22 protein-coding genes and 2 tRNA genes are annotated in these 19,554 nt (G+C 42.6%); 12 read left to right on the top strand and 12 right to left on the bottom strand.

What is annotated here, in order from left to right; all coding sequences use genetic code 11:
* Nucleotides 1–49: 49 nt before the first annotated feature.
* From ACP14Y_RS10550 to arsB, 8 genes are all read right to left on the bottom strand, one after another.
* Nucleotides 50–1,273, bottom strand: coding sequence for a hypothetical protein (locus ACP14Y_RS10550; protein ID WP_424962920.1), 1,224 nt, complete (start codon nucleotides 1,271–1,273; stop codon nucleotides 50–52).
* 186 nt (nucleotides 1,274–1,459) lie between these two features.
* Nucleotides 1,460–2,452: an AAA family ATPase gene (locus tag ACP14Y_RS10545; RefSeq protein ID WP_424962919.1), complete on the bottom strand. Its 993-nt coding sequence runs from the start codon at nucleotides 2,450–2,452 to the stop codon at nucleotides 1,460–1,462.
* Nucleotides 2,453–2,551: 99 nt separating this feature from the next.
* Nucleotides 2,552–3,883 carry an NAD(P)/FAD-dependent oxidoreductase gene (locus ACP14Y_RS10540; RefSeq protein WP_424962918.1) on the bottom strand — a complete coding sequence of 444 codons (1,332 nt, stop codon included), beginning with the start codon at nucleotides 3,881–3,883 and terminating at the stop codon, nucleotides 2,552–2,554.
* Between the two features lie 53 nt (nucleotides 3,884–3,936).
* Nucleotides 3,937–4,533, bottom strand: coding sequence for a protein-tyrosine-phosphatase (locus ACP14Y_RS10535; protein WP_424962917.1), 597 nt, complete (start codon nucleotides 4,531–4,533; stop codon nucleotides 3,937–3,939).
* Nucleotides 4,534–4,606: 73 nt separating this feature from the next.
* Nucleotides 4,607–5,029, bottom strand: coding sequence for an ArsI/CadI family heavy metal resistance metalloenzyme (locus ACP14Y_RS10530; protein ID WP_424962916.1), 423 nt, complete (start codon nucleotides 5,027–5,029; stop codon nucleotides 4,607–4,609).
* A gap of 9 nt (nucleotides 5,030–5,038) precedes the next feature.
* Nucleotides 5,039–5,416 (bottom strand): hypothetical protein, encoded by a 378-nt coding sequence (locus ACP14Y_RS10525; RefSeq protein WP_424962915.1) that lies wholly within the window; start codon nucleotides 5,414–5,416, stop codon nucleotides 5,039–5,041.
* A gap of 40 nt (nucleotides 5,417–5,456) precedes the next feature.
* Nucleotides 5,457–5,780: an ArsR/SmtB family transcription factor gene (locus ACP14Y_RS10520; protein ID WP_424962914.1), complete on the bottom strand. Its 324-nt coding sequence runs from the start codon at nucleotides 5,778–5,780 to the stop codon at nucleotides 5,457–5,459.
* A gap of 23 nt (nucleotides 5,781–5,803) precedes the next feature.
* A complete protein-coding gene (arsB, locus tag ACP14Y_RS10515; RefSeq protein WP_424962913.1) occupies nucleotides 5,804–6,850 on the bottom strand; it encodes an ACR3 family arsenite efflux transporter in 1,047 nt (348 codons plus the stop codon).
* Between the two features lie 269 nt (nucleotides 6,851–7,119).
* Between arsB and ACP14Y_RS10510 the strand changes: the two genes are divergently transcribed.
* The 11 genes from ACP14Y_RS10510 to ACP14Y_RS10460 all read left to right on the top strand — a co-directional run bounded on the left by ACP14Y_RS10510 (nucleotide 7,120) and on the right by ACP14Y_RS10460 (nucleotide 14,306).
* Nucleotides 7,120–7,776: a DUF4230 domain-containing protein gene (locus ACP14Y_RS10510; protein WP_424962912.1), complete on the top strand. Its 657-nt coding sequence runs from the start codon at nucleotides 7,120–7,122 to the stop codon at nucleotides 7,774–7,776.
* Between the two features lie 50 nt (nucleotides 7,777–7,826).
* Nucleotides 7,827–8,639 (top strand): 1-acyl-sn-glycerol-3-phosphate acyltransferase, encoded by an 813-nt coding sequence (locus ACP14Y_RS10505; protein WP_424962911.1) that lies wholly within the window; start codon nucleotides 7,827–7,829, stop codon nucleotides 8,637–8,639.
* Between the two features lie 132 nt (nucleotides 8,640–8,771).
* Nucleotides 8,772–9,701 (top strand): GNAT family N-acetyltransferase, encoded by a 930-nt coding sequence (locus tag ACP14Y_RS10500; RefSeq protein WP_424962910.1) that lies wholly within the window; start codon nucleotides 8,772–8,774, stop codon nucleotides 9,699–9,701.
* Nucleotides 9,702–9,851: 150 nt separating this feature from the next.
* Entirely contained in the window at nucleotides 9,852–10,688 is an 837-nt protein-coding gene (locus ACP14Y_RS10495; protein WP_424962909.1) for a helix-turn-helix domain-containing protein, read from the top strand.
* Between the two features lie 92 nt (nucleotides 10,689–10,780).
* Entirely contained in the window at nucleotides 10,781–11,662 is an 882-nt protein-coding gene (locus ACP14Y_RS10490) for a hypothetical protein (RefSeq protein ID WP_424962908.1), read from the top strand.
* Nucleotides 11,659–12,447 (top strand): SDR family NAD(P)-dependent oxidoreductase, encoded by a 789-nt coding sequence (locus tag ACP14Y_RS10485; protein ID WP_424962907.1) that lies wholly within the window; start codon nucleotides 11,659–11,661, stop codon nucleotides 12,445–12,447. Before ACP14Y_RS10490 ends, ACP14Y_RS10485 begins: the two co-directional genes overlap by 4 nt.
* Entirely contained in the window at nucleotides 12,444–12,863 is a 420-nt protein-coding gene (locus ACP14Y_RS10480) for a hypothetical protein (protein WP_424962906.1), read from the top strand. The genes ACP14Y_RS10485 and ACP14Y_RS10480 overlap by 4 nt, the downstream gene beginning before the upstream one ends.
* Before the next feature lie 131 nt (nucleotides 12,864–12,994).
* The gene (locus ACP14Y_RS10475) at nucleotides 12,995–13,438 is read left to right on the top strand and encodes a hypothetical protein (protein WP_424962905.1); all 444 of its coding nucleotides are present in this window, start codon (nucleotides 12,995–12,997) and stop codon (nucleotides 13,436–13,438) included.
* A 78-nt stretch (nucleotides 13,439–13,516) separates the two neighbouring features.
* Nucleotides 13,517–13,589, top strand: a tRNA-Gly gene (locus ACP14Y_RS10470).
* A gap of 35 nt (nucleotides 13,590–13,624) precedes the next feature.
* Nucleotides 13,625–13,709 (top strand) — tRNA-Leu (locus ACP14Y_RS10465).
* Nucleotides 13,710–14,132: 423 nt separating this feature from the next.
* A complete protein-coding gene (locus ACP14Y_RS10460) occupies nucleotides 14,133–14,306 on the top strand; it encodes a hypothetical protein (protein WP_424962904.1) in 174 nt (57 codons plus the stop codon).
* Here the strand turns inward: ACP14Y_RS10460 and mutS are convergent.
* Nucleotides 14,303–16,909 (bottom strand): DNA mismatch repair protein MutS, encoded by a 2,607-nt coding sequence (gene mutS / locus ACP14Y_RS10455; protein ID WP_424962903.1) that lies wholly within the window; start codon nucleotides 16,907–16,909, stop codon nucleotides 14,303–14,305. The two genes, ACP14Y_RS10460 and mutS, sit on opposite strands and share 4 nt — an antisense overlap.
* Nucleotides 16,910–16,965: 56 nt before the next feature.
* On the opposite strand from mutS, the gene ACP14Y_RS10450 reads away from it, so the two are divergent.
* On the top strand, nucleotides 16,966–17,499 hold the full coding sequence (locus ACP14Y_RS10450; RefSeq protein WP_424962902.1) for an RNA methyltransferase: 534 nt from the start codon (nucleotides 16,966–16,968) through the stop codon (nucleotides 17,497–17,499).
* Between the two features lie 63 nt (nucleotides 17,500–17,562).
* Here ACP14Y_RS10450 and ACP14Y_RS10445 read toward each other — a convergent pair whose 3' ends face one another.
* The 3 genes from ACP14Y_RS10445 to ACP14Y_RS10435 form a co-directional block, all read right to left on the bottom strand.
* Entirely contained in the window at nucleotides 17,563–18,453 is an 891-nt protein-coding gene (locus tag ACP14Y_RS10445) for a hypothetical protein (protein ID WP_424962901.1), read from the bottom strand.
* Nucleotides 18,454–18,537: 84 nt separating this feature from the next.
* Entirely contained in the window at nucleotides 18,538–19,065 is a 528-nt protein-coding gene (locus ACP14Y_RS10440) for a ferritin (protein WP_424962900.1), read from the bottom strand.
* A 41-nt stretch (nucleotides 19,066–19,106) separates the two neighbouring features.
* Complete coding sequence (locus ACP14Y_RS10435; RefSeq protein ID WP_424962899.1) at nucleotides 19,107–19,442, bottom strand: hypothetical protein; 336 nt, start codon at nucleotides 19,440–19,442, stop codon at nucleotides 19,107–19,109.
* Nucleotides 19,443–19,554 lie beyond the last annotated feature (112 nt).

Below are 19,554 nucleotides of genomic sequence, written 5' to 3'. Positions count from 1 at the left end.
AAAGCCCGATGATTCAACTCATCGGGCTTTATTGTAAAAATATTATCTATTAAAATTCACCTCTCAATGACGCCATTGTCCAAGAGCTGAACTCAGTTTCATCAGCACCTACAGTTGCAGTTGTCACTTCAGTGATAACACCACCTGCAGTCACCATGTCAGCAAAGTAATCAGCAGCAAGAGGAGCCACATCAGGTGTATCACCATCGTCATCAAGGTCAACTGGAGTTACATCAAATTCAATGTTGGTAGCCACGAAGCTGCCGTTTACATTGTAATCATTTGAAGTTCCTGTTCCATCAGTAACACCAGTGAAGTAGATATTAGAAACGATAGCGTCAGTACCGCTATCATCATCATATCCACCAGCACATCCACCCATGTAAACAGTTCCGTTTGTAATTGTATGACCGGTGCCTTCGTATGTTCCTTCAGGACCATCTAGTTCAAATCCTTTGTCTCCTGGATTTATTACTACGAAGTTATCAAGCGTTCCAGCCCAAGCCTGATCTGTATCTATTGCATCGTCACCGTTATTAAGAACAAGTGCATGGCTAACGGAAACAGTTCCTCCGAACCACTCGATTCCATCGTCCTGGTTAGCTATTACTTCAACATGGTGAACAGTTGTTCCGGAACCAACACCACCGAAGGTGATCCCGTTGATTTCATTACCCTCACCGATGTTTGCTCCACCATGTCTTACAGACACATATGTGATAGTTCCTGAGTTATCTGAATCATCAGATCCACCATAAAGACCATTAGAGTCTGTTGAAGGAATCCCTTCGATGTTTGTAGAGGTTGCATCACCCTCAACTGAAATCTTAGCATTTCCAAGTACGATCAATCCACCCCATAATCCATCTACATCTGTAGATAGGTTAGGGCTATCAATCTGTCCTACTGTGATTTCATCTGCAACTGAAGTGAAGATGATTGGTGCACTTGCAGTTCCTTGTGCATTTAGTGTGCCCCCTTGAGCAACAACCAGAGCAGTGGCATTAGCTCCTGTTCCAGCCTGGCCTTTAATAATAGTACCTGCCTCAATTGTCAATGTAGCACCAGATTCTACTGCAATTCTGTCTGCCAGAACATAAATAGAATCTGCAGACCAAGTAGTGTTTGAAGTAATGTTAGCCTCTACTAACACTCCTAGCCCACCTTCTAATTCGTTAATTACCTCTGTAATTGTTTCTCCGTCATCACTCCCACAAGAAACCATAACCAGGGATCCTGTGATCAACGTTGCGATAGCAAATAATTTTTTCATTTCGTTTTTGCGATTTAAATATTTTGATAGATCAATTTGTAATCGCAAAAGTGACGGCCCAATGTTAACTGCTGTCGGGAAGGCCGTTACGAAATCATTAAATGAATGTGATGTTTGTTAGGCCACTGTTACAATTGTTAAGAAATTGTAAAGTGCCAACCGTAAAATAATCTTTTGTGTCTATCGCTATTTTGCGATGTTAACCTTAGATAATATGGATTTAATGATGTCATGAGTAGAAACCTCATCTGCCTCCGCCTCATAATTGAGAAGAATTCTATGGTTTAAAACATCATCAGCAATCTCTTTCACATCTTCCGGTAACACATAGTCGCGCTCATTAAAAAACGCCATGGCTTTAGCTGCCAGGTTAAGGTTAATGGATGCCCGGGGAGAAGCTCCGAACTGAATGTATTGTGCCTCATCATTCAGTTTGTAATCCAACGGATTTCGTGTGGCAAACACCATCTCAATGATGTATTTCTCGATGGATTCAGAAACCGTCACCTGGTTGATCTCATTTCTGATAGAGAAGATATCGTCTTTGGTAAGAATGGTTTCTAACTGTGGGCTAAAACTCATGTTTGAGATTCGTCTCATTACCTGAAGCTCATCTTCTTTGCTCAAATAATCCACATGAATTTTTAGCATGAATCGGTCTACCTGAGCTTCTGGTAGTGGGTAGGTTCCCTCCTGATCGATAGGGTTCTGAGTGGCCATCACTAAGAATGGACGATCCAGCTTGTAAGTGGTTTCTCCAATTGAAACCGTCTTTTCCTGCATGGCTTCCAGCAACGCAGATTGTACCTTGGCCGGGGAACGATTCACCTCATCCGCCAGAATCAGATTGGCGAAGATTGGTCCTTTCTTAACCTCAAACTCAGCTTTTTGCTGATTGTAAATCATGGTTCCCACCAGATCGGCCGGAAGCAAATCCGGTGTAAACTGGATCCGCTGAAAGTCTAGCTTCAACACATCCGCCAGCGCATTTACCGTTAATGTTTTTGCCAAACCTGGTACTCCCTCAAGTAAAATGTGTCCCTGAGTAAACAGTCCTACAAGTAGTCGGTTGACCATGTATTCCTGGCCAATGACGACTTTACCAACTTCAGAAATAACTTTCTGGATTTTCTCCTGATGCTCTTTTTGAAGATCCTTGTCGATTACTTGCTCTTCCATGCTTTTTTATTTGAGTTTGGCTTGCAAAAATATGATTCCATTTCAAATTGAAAAGAACCATTTGAAGTAAGGAGCATTTATTGGATTTGTGGTCTTATTCTAGCCTGAAATTTTACGGTCGGCTGTCAATGTTTTTTTTGACCTGAGTGAAAAAGTCCTGATGATCAGCCGGGTACCCTTATCATAAGTGAAATAACTCCAAATCCAATTATTTAATGTGATGAGTTTGTTTCTAAATCCAATCAGGTACATGATGTGCACAAACATCCACACCAGCCAGGCAAAAAATCCTTTGAAATGAAGGCCACCCGGCATATCCACCACCGCTTTATTTCTTCCCACGGTTGCCATGGTCCCTTTATCGAAATATTCAAATCTCTTAAGCTCTTTACCCTCAAACATCCGCTTGATATTCTTAGCCAGATGCTCGCCTTGCTGAATGGCTACAGGTGCCAACATCGGGTGACCGTTTGGAAATCTATCCGTTTCCATCATAGCCACATCACCGATTGCAAAAACATTATCCATCCCTTTCACTCGATTGTGCTCATTTACCACAATACGACTTTTCTGCACCTTTTCTGCATCAATGCCTTCAATAATTCGTCCCTTTACTCCAGCCGCCCAAATGAGTGTTTCCGCATTAAGCTCCTCATCACCCAAATCAATCACGCCAGCTTCATAATCATTTACCATTGTATTTAATCGAACATCCACACCCATTTTTTTGAGGTAGTTAAGTGCCTCCTTGCCGGCAAAATCACTCATTCCATTGAGTAAACGATCTGTTCCTTCTACAAGATGGATATTCATTTTTGAAAAATCGAGATCCGGATGATCCTTGGGTAGAATGTGGTTTCTAAGCTCTGCCAATGCTCCCGCTACTTCCACGCCAGTTGGTCCACCACCAACAACTACAATATTCATCATGCGTTGAAAGAGCTCCGGGTCTTGCGTCAGCTCGGCTTGTTCAAAATTTTGAAGGATGTGACTTCTCAAATCGAGCGCATGAACCACCCGTTTTAATGGAAGTACCTTTTCTCTGAAATTTTCTTTGCCAAAATAGTTGGTAGCGGAACCATTGGCGATCACCAGATAATCATATTTCAAATTGCCCACCTTGGTGATCACCTCGTTTTTTTCAAAGTCCACACCAGTGACTTTTACCATCCGAAAAACGTAATTAAAATGTCCTTCGAATGATTTTCGCAATGGGCCTGAGATTGAATCCGGCTCTAATCCAGCCGTCGCTACCTGGTATAAAAGCGGCTGAAACGTGTGAAAGTTATTTCGATCCAGCATCACCACTTGCGCTTTTACCTTCTTCAGTGATTTAGCTAATCTAAGGCCAGCAAAGCCTCCGCCTATGATAACGATCCGAGGATATTGCGTTTCCGGAACGGTGAGTTTTAAGTGTGAGGGTATTGCCATGTGCGTGTTTTTTGGAATATAAACACGTGGCAACCCAAATTGATTCTAAAAAATCAGCTTTTCACTTGGCTAAAAACATAGGCCATCTCTGCCGCAATTTGTTGGCTCCTCTGACCATAGATTTTTTCCTCGTTTCCGGTACCATCTGAAACTTTTGGATCCTCATAAAAAAGCTTGATACGAGTATCTGCTCCAAAAACTATTGGACATTCGGCATCTGCTTCCGAGCAGGTCATGATAGCTGCAAATCCTGAGCCTGGATTGACTGGATCATCAAATGTTTTGGAATAGCAAATCATTGGTGGTCCATCATCTGAAAACTTTAATTCATAGCGAGGATTGCTTCCTTCTTCTTTTTTCACATCAAAACCCGCTTCCTCTATAGCAGCGACTGCATTGGGATGAAAGGCCGTGGCTTCTGTTCCTCCGGAAAAGGTTTTCACATCCACCCCATAGTGGTGCGCCATGGTCTGCGCCCAAATCTGGCTTAGGTGACTCCTTCGAGAGTTGTGTGTGCAGATGAAATTGAGTTTTGGATCCTCAGCTGACTTGATGTAATCGGCAATTTCACTTAGGATAGCCTTTCGTGCATCAGTGATTTCGGCTGATGAGGTCTCGTCGAGGTAGGTTTTAATTTGTGAGTAGATCATTTGTATTTATTGATTAATTAAAACAGGGTGGGTAAACTAAACCCACCCCTAGCCCCTCCAGGGAGGGGAATTTTTAACAACAAGCTGCAGCCTGCTTCTCCTTGTTTTGTTCTACGTCTCCTAAGAAGTGATAGACTTCCCATTCGTATCCATCCGGATCGTTAACCCAGAATTTATCCTGAATGGCATAGCAACAAGCCGTTTCGGCTTCCTCCAACTCTACCAACTTATGGCCTCTGGCCAAATTTAGCTTTTCATTCAATTCTTCTTTGGTTTTCACCTGAATGCCGTAGTGTCCGGAAGTATTCACCTTCTCCGGATTCTGTATAAACGAAATGGTCAATGCAGGAGCATCCAGCTCGTACTTGGCATAGTCGTCCTTCACTTTGGCCGCACTTTCGTTAAAAAATTTATCATAGAACGCCACCGTTTCACCAATGTCACTGACAAATAATGAGATATGCGTTCTTGGAAATACTGTTTTCTGTTCCATCATAATTGTTGTTTAAAAAATTTCTGAATCTATGTAGCATTTTTCGAAGTGTACTGTCACTTCAGGGTTGCCAATCACCCATTTGTTTCCATCAGGATCAGTGAGACCGATGGCTTTTCCAATGTTCTCACATTCTTCCTTTAATCGTTCAATCTTTCTAAATCGACTCATTCGCCTGTTAATTTCCTGCAACACAGAATGGTCTTTCACTTCCAGTACGTGATGTCCATCTTCTGCATCATTTACTGACTCGATGATATCCAATCGAAACTGATCCGTTTTGAACCGAATAACATTGGGACCTATATCTTCTGGCATCTGATCCAGCAAGGATCGATAAAAGACCAAACTATTATTCAGGTTATTGCTATTAAGAGATATTATTTTCATTTATATATCGTATTATTACGATGTTTTTATTCAAATTTTTTTAGCAGCAGTTTGGATCGTAACTATCCATCAAACCCTTCAATCGGTTTTTTACAGTTTGCCAAATTTCAGGATCAATGCAGTAGCACATGGATGTCCCCTCTACCGTGCCTTTAATTAATCCAACGCTTTTTAATTCCTTTAGGTGCTGAGAGATTGTTGCTTGAGCCAAACCCAATTCTTCTACCAAATCACTGTTAATGCATTGATTGGCTTTGATCAAATGCTCAATAATTGCCACCCGTGCCGGATGGGCAAACGCTTTGGCCACCAACGCCAATTCGTTTTGTTCAGAGGTAAATAAATCGGTTCGACTAACTCCCATATCGTAATATTACGATGAATAAATTATTTGGTTGCGGTGTAGTACTTTTTTTTCAGCCAAAAAGAAACTCGCACCAGTAAAATTAATGCAGGAACTTCAACCAACGGACCAATCACTCCGGCAAAAGCCTGGCCAGAATTAAGACCAAACACAGCGATGGCCACAGCAATCGCTAACTCAAAGTTATTTCCAGCAGCTGTGAACGCCACCGAAGCATTCTTGTCATATTCCGCTCCCACTGCTTTGCTCACAAAGAATCCAATCAAAAACATGAGTACAAAGTAGATCAATAATGGAACAGCTATTCTCAGTACATCAAGCGGTATTTCTACAATCAATTGACCTTTCAGGGAAAACATCACCACGATGGTGAATAGCAAAGCAATCAGCGTGATGGGTGAAATCGTTGGGATGAAAGTGTTTTTATACCAGTCTTCACCCTTCTTTTTTACCAACAGCCAGCGACTCAGAATCCCGGCTAAAAATGGAATACCCAAATAAATGGCTACACTCTCTGCGATGGTAGCAATGGAAATATCCACGATCGCTCCATCAAAACCAAAGTAGGGTGGAAGCACTGTAATGAATAACCAGGCATAAAAACTGTATCCAAAGACCTGGAAAATGCTGTTGAGGGCGACAAGTCCAGCTCCATATTCACGGCTCCCCTCAGCCAGATCATTCCAAACCAGCACCATCGCGATGCAACGTGCCAAACCAATAAGTATTAATCCAATCATATATTCAGGATAGTCCTGAAGAAAGGTAATTGCCAGGATGAACATCAATAGTGGTCCAATGATCCAATTGAGCAATAATGACAAAGAAAGAATCTTGACATTTCGAAACACTTTGGGAAGTAGCGAATAATTGACTTTAGCCAGCGGTGGATACATCATCAGGATCAACCCGATGGCAATCGGCACATTGGTGGTGCCTGAACTCATTGCGTTCACTTGGTCTGCCACACCTGGAAAGAAATTGCCAATTCCTACCCCAAAAAGCATTGCAGTGAAAATCCACAGGGTTAAATTTCGATCCAAAAAGCTCAGTTTCTTCATGTCATTCATTTATTTATTGCAATATTACAATGAATGAATAAACAAACAAAGGGGTTCCCTCTTAAGATCCAAAAATATGGTCATGTATGGCCGCCAGGTTAAGCGGATCTTTATCAACCTTCTTGTCATTCTGGAAGAATCTTTGAAAATCGAAGCACTGAAAGTCAAAGATCCTTTGCAGGATGACATTGAGGAGAGCTTAACCTGTCGGCTATTCCTTCCCACATTCAAAAGTTTTACTTATTAACCTTATCAGATATTCATATTATCTTATACCCATGATCAACCTGACGAAACTAATCCTCAAAATTCTGCCCTGGCTACTAACAGTTGGTCTGTTGGGATGGATGTTGTTCACAGAAAAACTGAGTAACTCTTCAGAAAGAAGAACGGAAATTATGACGAACACCATCCTTACCCGGGTAGAGCAAATGGGCAAGATGGAACTCGTAAAATACAACTTTCAGGAGGTGACTGAAGTGAAGAAGATTGCTAAAGAAATCAACCTGGGCATTCAAAAGTTTAAACTGGTTCCCGATTCCAAAGGTGTATTGATCAGTCAGGGCAGTGCAGTGGGCTGCATTGATTTTCAAAAAATAGAACCAACAAATATTGATTTTTCTGAAACCGGAGATACCCTTTTCCTTCGACTACCGGCTCCAGAGATCTGCTACTTTAAGATCGACCTGGAAAAATCCCGACTCTACGATCTGCAGACCGATTATATGCGGGAAGAGGATCGCAAAAACTTTGTACAGGAACTCTATAAAGTAGCTGAAAAACAAATTGAAGCTTCTGCTATCCAATCGGGTATTCTGGAGCAGACGAAAGAAAATGCGCATACGGTGTTGAGACCAATGTTGGAGAACATTTCCGGACGAGTTGTTATTTTATCCTTTGATCCGGATTTGGAAGAGCCCATCATGGTGAAGTAAATATTCTTCTTGCCCAAACCCGTAAACCATTTTATCATTGCCGTCACCCCATGGAGAAATTTGTAGAGGTACGAAAACTGATTGCTGATAAGAACCCCACGCTGCTGAAGTGGCTTCCGGGTTTTGTCATTCGCTGGATTGAAAAGATCATTCATCAGGATCAGGTTAATGCTTTTATGGCGGCTAATAAAGATGCGGATGCATTTGAATTTTGTGAAGCTGCTGTGGAATTACTCAATCAAAAACTCAGTATCAAAGGAAAAGAGAACGTGCCTTCACTGGATCAACCTTGCATTTTCGTTGCGAATCACCCCTTCGGTGGCATGGATGCCATCACCATCATTCACCTTCTGAAAGATGTTCGTCCGGATATTAAATTTATTGTCAATGACCTTTTGATGGCCGTTCGAAATCTGAAGGAAAAATTTGTAGGGGTGAATAAAGTAGGCCGCAGTGCGGCACAATCCCTTCAGAAAGTAGAGAAACAATTTGAATCTGGAAATTCAACTTTCCTGTTCCCCGCCGGACTTGTCAGTAGGAAAATCCATGGTGAAATCATGGATCTGGAATGGAAAAAGACGTTTGTGACCAAGGCTCGCAAGTACAACAAACCGGTGATCCCAGTGCATATTGACGGGAGGCTCACCAATCGTTTTTACCGTCTGGCCAACATTCGAAAGTTTCTCGACATCAAAGTGAACATCGAGATGTTCTACCTGGTTGATGAGCTGTTCAAGCAAGAAGGCAAGGAAGTCAAGATTGTCATTGGAAAGCCTGTTTTGCCTGAAACATTTACACGTGATCGATCGGATCACGACTGGGCGCAGTGGGTTAAAGGAGAAGTTTATAAATTAAGGGAGTGAATTAAGAGAAGCTTAGAAGGTTCTCAAAAGCAAGACGTCATCGCGAAGAATGAAGCGATCTTATGATTTGGATGAAGTAATAAATATGATGAGATAGCCGCGCTTCGCTCGCTATGACGGTTAAAAAGAAAAATGCATAAAAGTAAAGAAATCATAGCGCCAGTTGACCGGGACCTGATCGAGCAGGAGCTCAATGAAGAACGGTTTGTGCGCGATACCAACAAGGGGGGGAACAAGATTTACATCCTGAACCACCACAATGCGCCCAATGTCATGCGTGAGATCGGGCGCTTACGCGAGGTGTCTTTCAGGTATGCCGGAGGTGGGACAGGTGAAGAAGTGGATATTGATGCTGCTGACACCAGCGAACGATGCTATGAACAACTAGTTGTGTACAATCCGGAAGACCGGGAGATCATTGGTGGCTATCGATTCATCACTGGCGAGCGAGCCAGGAATCCTGAAACCGGAGATTTTGAGCTTTCAACCGCTCACTACTTCGATTTCTCCAATCGAATGAAAGAAGAATTTCTTCCGTACTCTATTGAGCTGGGGCGTTCATGGGTGCAGCCGGACTACCAGCCGGCAAATAATCCCAGAAAAGGACTGTTTGCGCTCATGAACATCTGGGACGGTCTGGGATGCCTGGTGACGCAATATCCTCAGATCAAGTATTTCTTTGGCAAGGTGACGATGTATACCAGCTACAACACTGAGGCACGAAATATCCTACTGTCCTTTATGGCGCATTACTTCCCCAACCGTTTGGGGCTTTGTGAACCGAAGAAAGAACTCTATGCCGGGTTTGATGATGCCTTGTTCAAGGAGCACTTTGACAAAGACCTGAGCTATCAGGAAGGATTTAAGCTGCTACATAAGCTGCTGAAAGAGCGGGGTGAGTTTGTCCCGCCGTTGATCAATATCTACATGAGCCTGTCAAACACCATGATGACGTTTGGTACCGCACAAAACCCGGACTTTGGCGATGTGGAGGAGACCGCTATCCTGGTCACCATTGATGACATCCACCAGGAAGTGAAGGATCGACATATAAATTATTGAGGTTTACAATTTGTATTAACACCACATTTAGTTTGCGTGCAATTACATGGACAAAGTCACTGCCTGGCTTTCCGGCTACTAAAGATTTATCAAATGGAACCAAACGAACCTTGAAGTTATTTTTCATCAAAAGTTGCTTCGAAAATACAAATGCTTCTGGCAAGAAACACATTTGAATATCAAGGTCGTATACTCATCGAAAAAGTGGTGATTAAAACTCCCTTTCGGTATGAGGCCCTCTTTGAAGAAGAAGGCTGCTTCCTGTACATCTCCGGAAGAAAATCCCACTTTCACACTTCCAACCAATCCCTGGCGATCAACTCTAAAGAGGCCGTACTCCTAAAATGTGGACATTATTTTGTGGATTGGCTCAAGAGAAACGTGGATGAGGAACGAGTGGAGATCATTGCCATCCATCTCTATCCTGAGATGTTGAAAAGACTTTACGCACATGAACTTCCCTCAGTAATAAAGAAGCGTGTTTTAGAAAAACGAATATCTACTATTATCCCTGACGATACCTTAGAGAAGTTTATTGAAAACCTTAATTTCTACTTTGAGAATCCTGCTTTGGTCAATGATGATTTGCTGGAACTTAAAATCAAAGAGCTCATTTTGCTTTTGATCCAATCAAAAAATGCAGAATCCGTCGTTCAACTGCTAGAAGAGCTGTTCTCTCCGCTATCCGCCTCGCTTCGAGACGTTGTTCATACCAACCTCTACACCAACCTGACCGCTGAGGAGCTGGCAAGGCTGACCAATATGAGCCTTTCCTCTTTCAAAAGGGCTTTTAAATCTACTTTCAACGATACTCCGGCAAATTACTTTCTCAACAAAAGGCTGGAAAGAGCAGCGGAGCAACTTATGGTTACAAAAAAAGGGATCAATGATATCGCCTATGAAACAGGTTTCAGCGACCCAGACTATTTCTCCAGGGTATTCAAGCGGAAATATGGATTGGCCCCCACCACATACAGGGGAAAATAAAGTGATCTGATATTCCAGTTTATTGAGCGGATAGTCCTGACCTCAACCTTTCCCATCACTGATTTTTGCCAAAAAATTATTTGAGGTCAACAATGAAAAAATACATCATTACTGCCTATTTCATTCCTGCCCTGTTCCTTTCCGGCTGCCTGGCAGATTTACAAACCAGAACAGTTAAAAATGGTATTTCACCAGAAACCGAAAACCATGGAAAAGACCTACTGCTGACAAGCTGGAGGAACCAGGGCTTGGATGAGCTAAACAAGCATAGCACCTATTCATTTTCCGGTACCGATGTGTGGAAAGGACTCATGGGTGGAATAGGCAAGCCCTGGCCGGAAAAGCGGACGAGACTAAATTTCAAGTATGCCATCGGGACTTTCGATGGACAAGTAGAATTTCTTTCCGGTGAATACAAAGGGAAGATGGCAGGGCTACAAAGCTGGCAATACTATGAAGATAACGAAGATGGCATCACCTTCATGGAACGCAACAAAAAAACGTCCTTTGGACTGGCGGCATACCAGTACTTTATGGAGCTGCCCGATCGCCTGAAAGATGCGCCTATCATATCCTATGCTGGAGATAGAACATTTGACCAGCAGGAGTACCACTTGGTTTTTGTAACCTGGAGCACTCCTAAGCCCCACAAAGAGCACGACCAATACCTGCTCTGGATAAACAAGGAGCGTTCACTGATCGAATATGCCGAATTCACCATTAGAGACAATTATTTAAAACTTCCCGGGTCGGCTGCTTTTTATGGATCCATTCACTATGAAGACTTCCGTTCCATTGAAGGTGTGCATATTCCTCATAAGCAAACTGTGTTTATGAATGGCCCCAAGAAAAAAGAAAAAAAGAGGCTACATCAGATCACTATTGATTCGTTTGCCTTCGACAATTTCCCTGAAAGTATGTTATACCCCAACCCCGAGCTTGAAAAGGTCGGTGATAGTAAAAAAAATAGATGATGGATTTCAAATCTAAATATGGTCCGTGGGCCATTGTTACAGGAGCATCATCTGGTATCGGAAAAGAAATGGCTATCCAGCTTTCCAATAAAGGAGTAAACCTTGTCCTTATCACCAGAAATTTGCAAAACCTAAACACACTACACAAAGAGCTAAATAAAGAAGTATCTGTTAAATCCCTGGAATTGGACTTGAAGGATGCAGACTTTCTTGACAAGCTGGAGGTAAAGTTAAACGGTCTAAATATTGGTCTTCTAGTGCATGCGGCAGGAGCAATGTATGTAGATCGGTACATGAACACTTCAGTTCAAGATGAAGTGGAGATGATAAACCTTAATGTGGTAGCATCTGTCAAACTAACAAGACATTTCTCCGGAAGGTTTGCAAAAAGAGGACGAGGTGGTATCATCCTGTTTGGATCGATGCTTGGGTTCATTGGAACTCCACTAATGACAGCATATTCGGCCACCAAAGCTTACCAAAACACGTACGCAGAAGCCCTCCACCACGAACTCAAACAGTACAATATTGATGTGCTGTCAGTGGTTCCGGGATTAACAGACACACCAATGACTTCAATGTACGATTTCTCGTCACTCCCGATGAAAATGAGCTCTGCCAAAAGAGTGGCCGCTGACGCCATAAAGTCATTAGGCAAAAAGTCTTCAACCACTTACGGTTTTATGAATAAAATCATGAATTGGTCAAGCAAGCATGTAATGAGCCGAAAGCTAAACACAAACCTATTTGGGTACCTATTAAAAAAAGTCAACAAAAAACAATGAAAAAAGCCCACAAGATTTTAACTGGATTTCTAGGGATTTCCATGTTCATGTTTGGAATGCTGAAATTTGTAAATCCTTTTAAAGGATGGTATTCCGTGCAGGTACAAATGAGTGCTTTACCACTTCAGTCACTATCCTATTGGGCTGGTCAACTAGGAGAAATTTTAGTTGGAGCAGCTTTTATCGTGCTGGCTTTCTCGTGTCTTGTGCAAAAAAGCCGCGTCAAGAACCTGATCTCAGTTTATGGGAATCTACTTATAGTAGTCATGATGCTTGCTGCTTTTTATGTGCATATGCATCCTGATGTACCGGCGAGCGTCTTGCCTTTGAAAATCCGCCCGCCAGCTATTCCTGCCGTATTCCTTGTTTTGGCTGTTGTAAATATTTACGCAGGTAGGAAGTCATTGCAAAAATGAACCATACAAGACATCATCTGTCTTGATAAGACAACCTTGTGCATCTAAAAAAAGGGAGACATTCAAGGGCTATCTTGTGTGTTAAACAACTATCAGCCAGCTATCAACCCACGCTAGGGCCTCTACGCCTTATGAACATCTGGGACGGTCTGGGATGCCTGGTGACCCAATACCCTGAGATCAAGTATTTCTTTGGCAAGGTGACCATGTACACCAGCTACAACACTGAGGCACGAAATATTCTGCTGTCCTTTATGGCGCACTACTTCCCCAACCGTCTGGGCCTTTGCGAACCCAAGAAAGAACTCTTTGCCGGGTTTGATGATGGCTTATTCAAAAAGCACTTTGACAAAGTCTTTAGTTTTCAGGAAGGATTTAAGCTGCTAAATAAGCTGCTAAAAGAGCGAGGCGAGTTTGTTCCCCCGCTTATCAACATCTACATGAGTCTCTCAGACACCATGATGACATTTGGTACCGCACAAAACCCGGACTTTGGTGATGTAGAAGAAACGGCTATCCTGGTCACCATTGATGACATCCACCAGGAGGTGATTGATCGGCATGTGAATTATTGATGAAAAGAGCCTGAATATATTATTGCAAATTTCAATGGTTCATATAAATTTGCAGTCCTTTTCAAAGTAAGAGGATAAGCGAGAGTAGCTCAGCTGGTAGAGCACAACCTTGCCAAGGTTGGGGTCGCGGGTTCGAATCCCGTCTCCCGCTCAAAGGGCCGCACTAGTTGCGGCTTCTTTATTTCTGCCTCGGTGGTGGAATTGGTAGACACGCAGGACTTAAAATCCTGTGGACATTGCGTCCGTACGGGTTCAAGTCCCGTCCGAGGTACAAAGCCTGATTCGAAAGAGTCAGGCTTTTTTTATTCCCTTCCTTCATCCCCTTGCGAAGCGATGAAAGAGCGAGACTTGGGGATCTAAATAAAAGATTCCCATGACTCGGATAGCAATGGCTATCCTCCCAAGGGAATACCGTTTTGGTTTATTGAGTTGCTGGGATCCCTCTATTTTGATAAGCTCCCATTAAAAAACACTACCCCAAATTCCGACAAACTGCAACATATTTCGCTGACTGGTCGCTTAGGATCGATGAAATACACGCTTTGATCGAGGGCTCAAATCCAGCAAAAACCGGCTAGTAATTTTGCTTAATTCAATATCGAGATTTACACACGCAGAATCCGCACTTCTACTGTTCATCTTTGTATTGTCGCTAATGACGAAAAATACAAACCACACAAAAACAGATACAATTATGTTGAACGAAGAGATCGAAATGACGCTAGAATGTGCAGTAAAAATCAGAAAGCATTTGGTAAGACTACTGGATGGAAGAAGTGATGAGGCGTTGGAGTCTAAACTTCAATATGTAAACAGCCTGATCATGGAAGCGGATTCCATGCAATACGAAGTGATGGCTGTGGCTTAATTGCCTTTCAGCACATCCTTTAACTCATTCAATTTTAACAGGGCCTCCACCGGGGAGGTCGTATTCACATCAATGTTTCGAAGGATATCCAGCATGCGTTCCATGCGTGGATCTGCCTCGAACAAATTCATCTGGAACTGCTGCGTAGGCAGTTCTTCTAGTTTCTGGCGGTCACTGTCCGTCAGCTTTTCTTTCTCCAGGTGCTTTAAGATCTCATTCGCACGAATTACAATTTCATTGGGCATGCCGGCCATCTGCGCCACATGAATCCCGAAGCTGTGCTCACTGCCGCCCTCCACTAGCTTACGCATAAAGATCACTTTATTGTCCAACTCCTTCACGGACACATTGAAATTTTTCACACGAGGTAAATCTTTCGCCAGCTCATTCAGCTCATGGTAGTGCGTAGCAAACAGGGTCTTGGCTTTCGCTTTCGGGTGATTATGCAAATGCTCCACAATGGACCAGGCTATTGAAATACCGTCATAAGTGCTCGTCCCCCGACCGATCTCATCCATCAGCACCAGCGAACGGTCACTTAAATTGTTCAGAATGCTGGCGGTCTCTGTCATCTCTACCATGAACGTGGATTCTCCACGCGACAGGTTATCCGAAGCTCCTACACGGGTAAAAACCTTATCCACCAACCCAATCTTGGCATAACCTGCCGGCACAAACGATCCCATCTGTGCCATCAGCGTGATTAGTGCTGTTTGTCTCAATAGTGCAGACTTACCTGCCATGTTCGGTCCGGTAATGATCATGACCTGCTGAGATTCATTGTCGAGGTAGAGGTCGTTGGAAATGTAGTCTTCACCATCGGCCAGGTTTCGTTCAATCACCGGATGACGACCTTCCTTAATGTCGATGATTTTTTCCTCAGAGATGTTCGGCCGACAATAATTATAAGATTGCGATTGCTGCGCAAAGCAAGACAAGCAATCAAGCTGAGCAACCACTTTTGCATTTTGCTGGATCGCATCGATATAGGAATGGGCAAAGACCACTAGTTCAGAATAGAGTTTTTGCTCCAGTACACCAATCTGAGATTCTGCATTCAGGATTTTCTCTTCGTATTGCTTAAGCTCTTCCGTGATATAACGCTCGGCATTCACAAGGGTCTGCTTCCGAATCCATTCTTCCGGCACTTTGTCTTTATGAGCGTTGGATACTTCCAGGTAGTAGCCAAAGACCTTATTGTATGCAATTTTTAGTGAGCTGATCCCGGTTCGTTCGATCTCACGATCCCGAATTCCGGACAGAAAATCCTTTCCTGAAGTAGAAATAGCTCTCAGCTCATCCAGATCAGCACTTACTCCTTCGTTGATCACACCTCCCTGATGAAGCTGCAGCGGTGCATCATCATTCAGGTCACTGTTTAGCTTTTCAATCAGTTTTTCACATGGATTCAACAGATCGTAAAAAGCATTGAGGGATTCCTTTCCTTTGATCAGTTCACGAATCGGCTCCAGCTGAAGCAGGCTCTTTTTAAGCTGAAGCAGCTCCCTTGGATTGACCCGACTGGTCGCTACTTTTCCAACCAGCCGTTCCAGGTCACCAATTTTTTCCAGATGCTCACGAAGGGTGTCCTGCAACTCCTCTTCCTGAGTAAGGGTTTCAACGACATCCAGTCGCTGATCGATCTCGGGTTTGCTTTTGAGTGGGAGCACCAGCCACTTCCGGAGCAGTCTTCCACCCATCGGCGTGAGGGTCTGATTGATGGTATCGATCAAAGAGATGCCATCCGGTTGTGCCGACTGGATCAATTCCAGGTTGCGGATCGTAAAGCGGTCCAGCCACACATACTTGTTCTCATCAATCCGCGAGATGGATTTGATGTGGTTGGTTTCTTTGTGCTCGGTTTCATCCAGGTAATAAAGGATCGCTCCGGCAGCCAAAATGCCTTCAGATAATTCTTCAATGCCATAGCCTTTGAGGTTCGGCACATTAAAATGGGTAGTCAGCTTTTCGTATCCGTATTCTTTACTGAAGATCCACTCCTCCAGCGCGAACGAAGCAAAGTGCTCACCGTATCGCTGACCGTACCAGTCACGATTGGGTTTGGGATAGATAATTTCAGATGGCTGAAAGCCTCGGATGAGTTTGTCTGCATAATCTTCCGTCCCTGAAGAGACCATAAACTCACCCGTAGAAAGATCAAGGAACGCCACCCCACATTTTTCCTTTCCTGGGTAAATCGAAGCAAGGAAGTTATTTTTTCGCTGATCCAGTACATTGTCATTGAGCGAAAGCCCTGGGGTAACCAGTTCTGTTACCCCACGTTTTACAATGCCTTTGACAGACTTAGGATCTTCGAGCTGATCACAGATGGCTACTCGATAACCAGCTCGAACAAGCTTTGGCAGGTAGCTATCCATGGCGTGATGAGGAAATCCAGCCAGTTCCATCTCAGATGCAGCACCATTGGATCGCTTCGTCAGCACAATATCTAAAGTCTTGCTGGCTTTAATAGCATCCTCTCCGAAGGTTTCGTAGAAATCTCCTACTCGAAACAACAGCAGCGCACCCGGGTACTTGCTCTTGATCTGATTGTATTGCTTCATCAGCGGGGTTTCCTTCGCTTTGGACTTTGTGCCAGCCATACAAATGATTCGGTTTAGTTTTGAGGATTAGATTGCAATATTAACGGTAATATTTCATGCGAAAAATTAAGAATGAGGAGCTGGACAGGCTATCGCCAGAGGAATTTAAAATAGCGGAAAAAATACCAGCTGTTTTAGTCCTTGATGACGTCCGAAGTGCCATGAATGTGGGATCCGCTTTTCGTACCTCTGACGCCTTTCGTATTGAAAAAATTTACTTGTGTGGAATTACGGCCCAGCCACCGCATCGTGAAATCAATAAAACAGCATTGGGTGCCCAGGATTCTGTAGAGTGGGATCATGTAGAAAGTATCTCAGATTGCATCAGCCAGTTGAAAAAAGATGGCTATCAGGTTGTGGCTGTGGAGCAAGCGGATGAAAGCACTTCACTTCTTGACTTTGAGGTTGAAGGTGATAAAAAGTACGGATTTGTTTTTGGGAACGAGGTATTTGGAGTGAATGACAAGGTAGTCGAAACTGCGGATACCGTGTTGGAGATTCCTCAATATGGCACCAAGCATTCGTTGAATATCTCGGTGAGTATAGGAGTGGTGCTTTGGGATTTTGTTTCAAAATATAAACCCATATAAAAAGAAGAAGTTGCTAATATGCTTCGTTAGTTGGTGAGTATGATAGCATCAAGATAAACCAAATTACTCTCTCTGAATTTTAAGATAGTAATAGTCTCCAAAGGCAAGGCTTCCTTCGTCAATCCAAATGTCTTCATCATTGAATGTGATTTTTCTTGGAGTTGAATATTCATATTTGACATACCATTTTCCTGTTGGAACTTGAGCGACCACAGACTCTTTACTTCTCTTGATTAGACCTTTAAATATCATAGCAGATCCGTCCTTTAGAAAGTCGAATGAACCGCTGTAATTAGTTTCAATAGCTATTTCTGATTTATTGCCTTTGGTTAAAATAAGTCTTAAACTTTCATTAAAGAAAACTGTATCATTAATCGAAATTCTAATAATGATAGAATCGTTTCGATTAACCCAATATTTACTTATTCCATATGGTGCCACAAGTGGGGTAGATATTGATAATCGGTTTTTGATATCATTTTTTTCTCGCTCAATTTTTCTTGTCTTAACTTCCAATTCATTAATTCTCTTTTTTAAAGCTTCGTTCTCAGAGCTTGATAATGAAAGTTCATTTTTACTCTTGTTCAAAAGTGATTCGATTGAACTTGAAGCTTTAGAAAGGCTATCCAAGCGATTATAGAGCTGCCTTTTACTTAATGCACTATCCAGCAGCTGTCGATATTTAGCCTTTAAATCTTTTTCGCTCATTATCTCCATGTATTCCAGAAGCATTATTTGCCTGTCAATACCTGATTTAGAAACATCCATGTAATGAGGCAAAAAAGTGTTGAAGTAGTCTATTTGTAACTGTCTATTGGAAATCTCTTCTTCGATTTTGACTTGCTTCCATTGTATGAAATAACCAATTAATCCTAACACAACAGTGCCAAATAGGAAATTCCAAAAACGAAATCTCTGTTTTCTTCTTTCCGATTTAAACTCTCTTACATCCATTATCTGTCAAACAAGATAGTTTTTTTCCATAAAAAAAGCCCCCCAGCAACTGAGAGGCTTTTAAAATTTTCCTTATTACAACATTTATCCCTCTTCGTACTTGATCTCCAGGATACGCTCCTCGAACATACCCAAAGCAATTTTATCTTCACCTAGTACGTCAAATAGTTCTAACGCACGTCTAGCGATATATTCTTCTTCAATTTGCTCCTGAACGAACCATCTCATAAATTCTTCAGTGGCAATGTCATTATATTTTCGGCATTCGCCTACAATCTCATGAATCGCATCCGAAACTGCGATTTCATGCTCCAAGGCTTTTTCGAATACTTCTCTAAGAGATCCAAAATCATGCTGGCTTTCACCTACGGTAGGAGAAACCGCATCACACTCCATGTCGCACAAGTAATGGAATAGCTTCAACTGATGTTTGCGCTCTTCGTCTGATTGCTTGAAGAAAAAGTCCGCACTGTTGTCATACCCACGTACATCGCACCAAGCAGCCATGGCCAGGTATGATGCTGAAGAGTGCGCTTCCATCTTTATTTGTCTGTTTAGCACATCTACTATCTCATCTTTGAGCACATGATGTCTTCTCAGAATATCTTTCATACCAAATAATTATTTTCTTTTCTGTCTAATTAACTAACCGATCAGAAATTGAATACGTTCTTTCGCAAAATCCTCTGAACGGCGCTGTTTAGTGCTAAGGTATCAAACGTTCCGTTTAGAAGCTCTCTAAATTCCAGTATCTCACGGATCGAAAGAACAAGGAATCGGTCGCAGTGAGGGAGATGCACCAACTCTACATCCGGAGCTGAACTTTCCAGTAGTTCTACAATATCAAAAGCCATGATCTTTTTACGGAAAGCAAATAGATCGCACAGCTTGAAGCTGATCTCTTCCTGATCAAACTGAAGCAAAAATGAATCTGTAGCCGCACATTGGGCTATTTTGGCACTTTTCGTTTTATAGATCTCTTCCTGCATGTTGGCACATTGCGTGTAATGTTGGACATGATTTGCAGTACTTCCCTTTTTTCTTCATGTATTTAAAACAACACTCCTTCTTCAGTTTCTTCCCCTTCTTTTTTTTCTTTTG

The sequence above is a fragment of the Ekhidna sp. genome (assembly GCF_965247405.1).
GTDB lineage: Bacteria > Bacteroidota > Bacteroidia > Cytophagales > Cyclobacteriaceae > Ekhidna.
The sequence above is the reverse complement of the archived record's forward strand: the minus strand, read 5'-3'. Positions and strand labels throughout refer to the sequence as shown.

Excerpts from the sequence above, each read along its gene's own strand:
- ACP14Y_RS10550 (WP_424962920.1), bottom strand. The coding sequence starts at position 1,273 with ATGAAAAAATTATTTGCTATCGCAACGTTGATCACAGGATCCCTGGTT.
- ACP14Y_RS10545 (WP_424962919.1), bottom strand. The coding sequence starts at position 2,452 with ATGGAAGAGCAAGTAATCGACAAGGATCTTCAAAAAGAGCATCAGGAG.
- ACP14Y_RS10540 (WP_424962918.1), bottom strand. The coding sequence starts at position 3,883 with ATGGCAATACCCTCACACTTAAAACTCACCGTTCCGGAAACGCAATAT.
- ACP14Y_RS10535 (WP_424962917.1), bottom strand. The coding sequence starts at position 4,533 with ATGATCTACTCACAAATTAAAACCTACCTCGACGAGACCTCATCAGCC.
- ACP14Y_RS10530 (WP_424962916.1), bottom strand. The coding sequence starts at position 5,029 with ATGATGGAACAGAAAACAGTATTTCCAAGAACGCATATCTCATTATTT.
- ACP14Y_RS10525 (WP_424962915.1), bottom strand. The coding sequence starts at position 5,416 with ATGAAAATAATATCTCTTAATAGCAATAACCTGAATAATAGTTTGGTC.
- ACP14Y_RS10520 (WP_424962914.1), bottom strand. The coding sequence starts at position 5,780 with ATGGGAGTTAGTCGAACCGATTTATTTACCTCTGAACAAAACGAATTG.
- arsB (WP_424962913.1), bottom strand. The coding sequence starts at position 6,850 with ATGAATGACATGAAGAAACTGAGCTTTTTGGATCGAAATTTAACCCTG.
- ACP14Y_RS10510 (WP_424962912.1), top strand. The coding sequence starts at position 7,120 with ATGATCAACCTGACGAAACTAATCCTCAAAATTCTGCCCTGGCTACTA.
- ACP14Y_RS10505 (WP_424962911.1), top strand. The coding sequence starts at position 7,827 with ATGGAGAAATTTGTAGAGGTACGAAAACTGATTGCTGATAAGAACCCC.
- ACP14Y_RS10500 (WP_424962910.1), top strand. The coding sequence starts at position 8,772 with ATGCATAAAAGTAAAGAAATCATAGCGCCAGTTGACCGGGACCTGATC.
- ACP14Y_RS10495 (WP_424962909.1), top strand. The coding sequence starts at position 9,852 with ATGCTTCTGGCAAGAAACACATTTGAATATCAAGGTCGTATACTCATC.
- ACP14Y_RS10490 (WP_424962908.1), top strand. The coding sequence starts at position 10,781 with ATGAAAAAATACATCATTACTGCCTATTTCATTCCTGCCCTGTTCCTT.
- ACP14Y_RS10485 (WP_424962907.1), top strand. The coding sequence starts at position 11,659 with ATGATGGATTTCAAATCTAAATATGGTCCGTGGGCCATTGTTACAGGA.
- ACP14Y_RS10480 (WP_424962906.1), top strand. The coding sequence starts at position 12,444 with ATGAAAAAAGCCCACAAGATTTTAACTGGATTTCTAGGGATTTCCATG.
- ACP14Y_RS10475 (WP_424962905.1), top strand. The coding sequence starts at position 12,995 with ATGAACATCTGGGACGGTCTGGGATGCCTGGTGACCCAATACCCTGAG.
- ACP14Y_RS10460 (WP_424962904.1), top strand. The coding sequence starts at position 14,133 with ATGTTGAACGAAGAGATCGAAATGACGCTAGAATGTGCAGTAAAAATC.
- mutS (WP_424962903.1), bottom strand. The coding sequence starts at position 16,909 with ATGGCTGGCACAAAGTCCAAAGCGAAGGAAACCCCGCTGATGAAGCAA.
- ACP14Y_RS10450 (WP_424962902.1), top strand. The coding sequence starts at position 16,966 with ATGCGAAAAATTAAGAATGAGGAGCTGGACAGGCTATCGCCAGAGGAA.
- ACP14Y_RS10445 (WP_424962901.1), bottom strand. The coding sequence starts at position 18,453 with ATGGATGTAAGAGAGTTTAAATCGGAAAGAAGAAAACAGAGATTTCGT.
- ACP14Y_RS10440 (WP_424962900.1), bottom strand. The coding sequence starts at position 19,065 with ATGAAAGATATTCTGAGAAGACATCATGTGCTCAAAGATGAGATAGTA.
- ACP14Y_RS10435 (WP_424962899.1), bottom strand. The coding sequence starts at position 19,442 with ATGCAGGAAGAGATCTATAAAACGAAAAGTGCCAAAATAGCCCAATGT.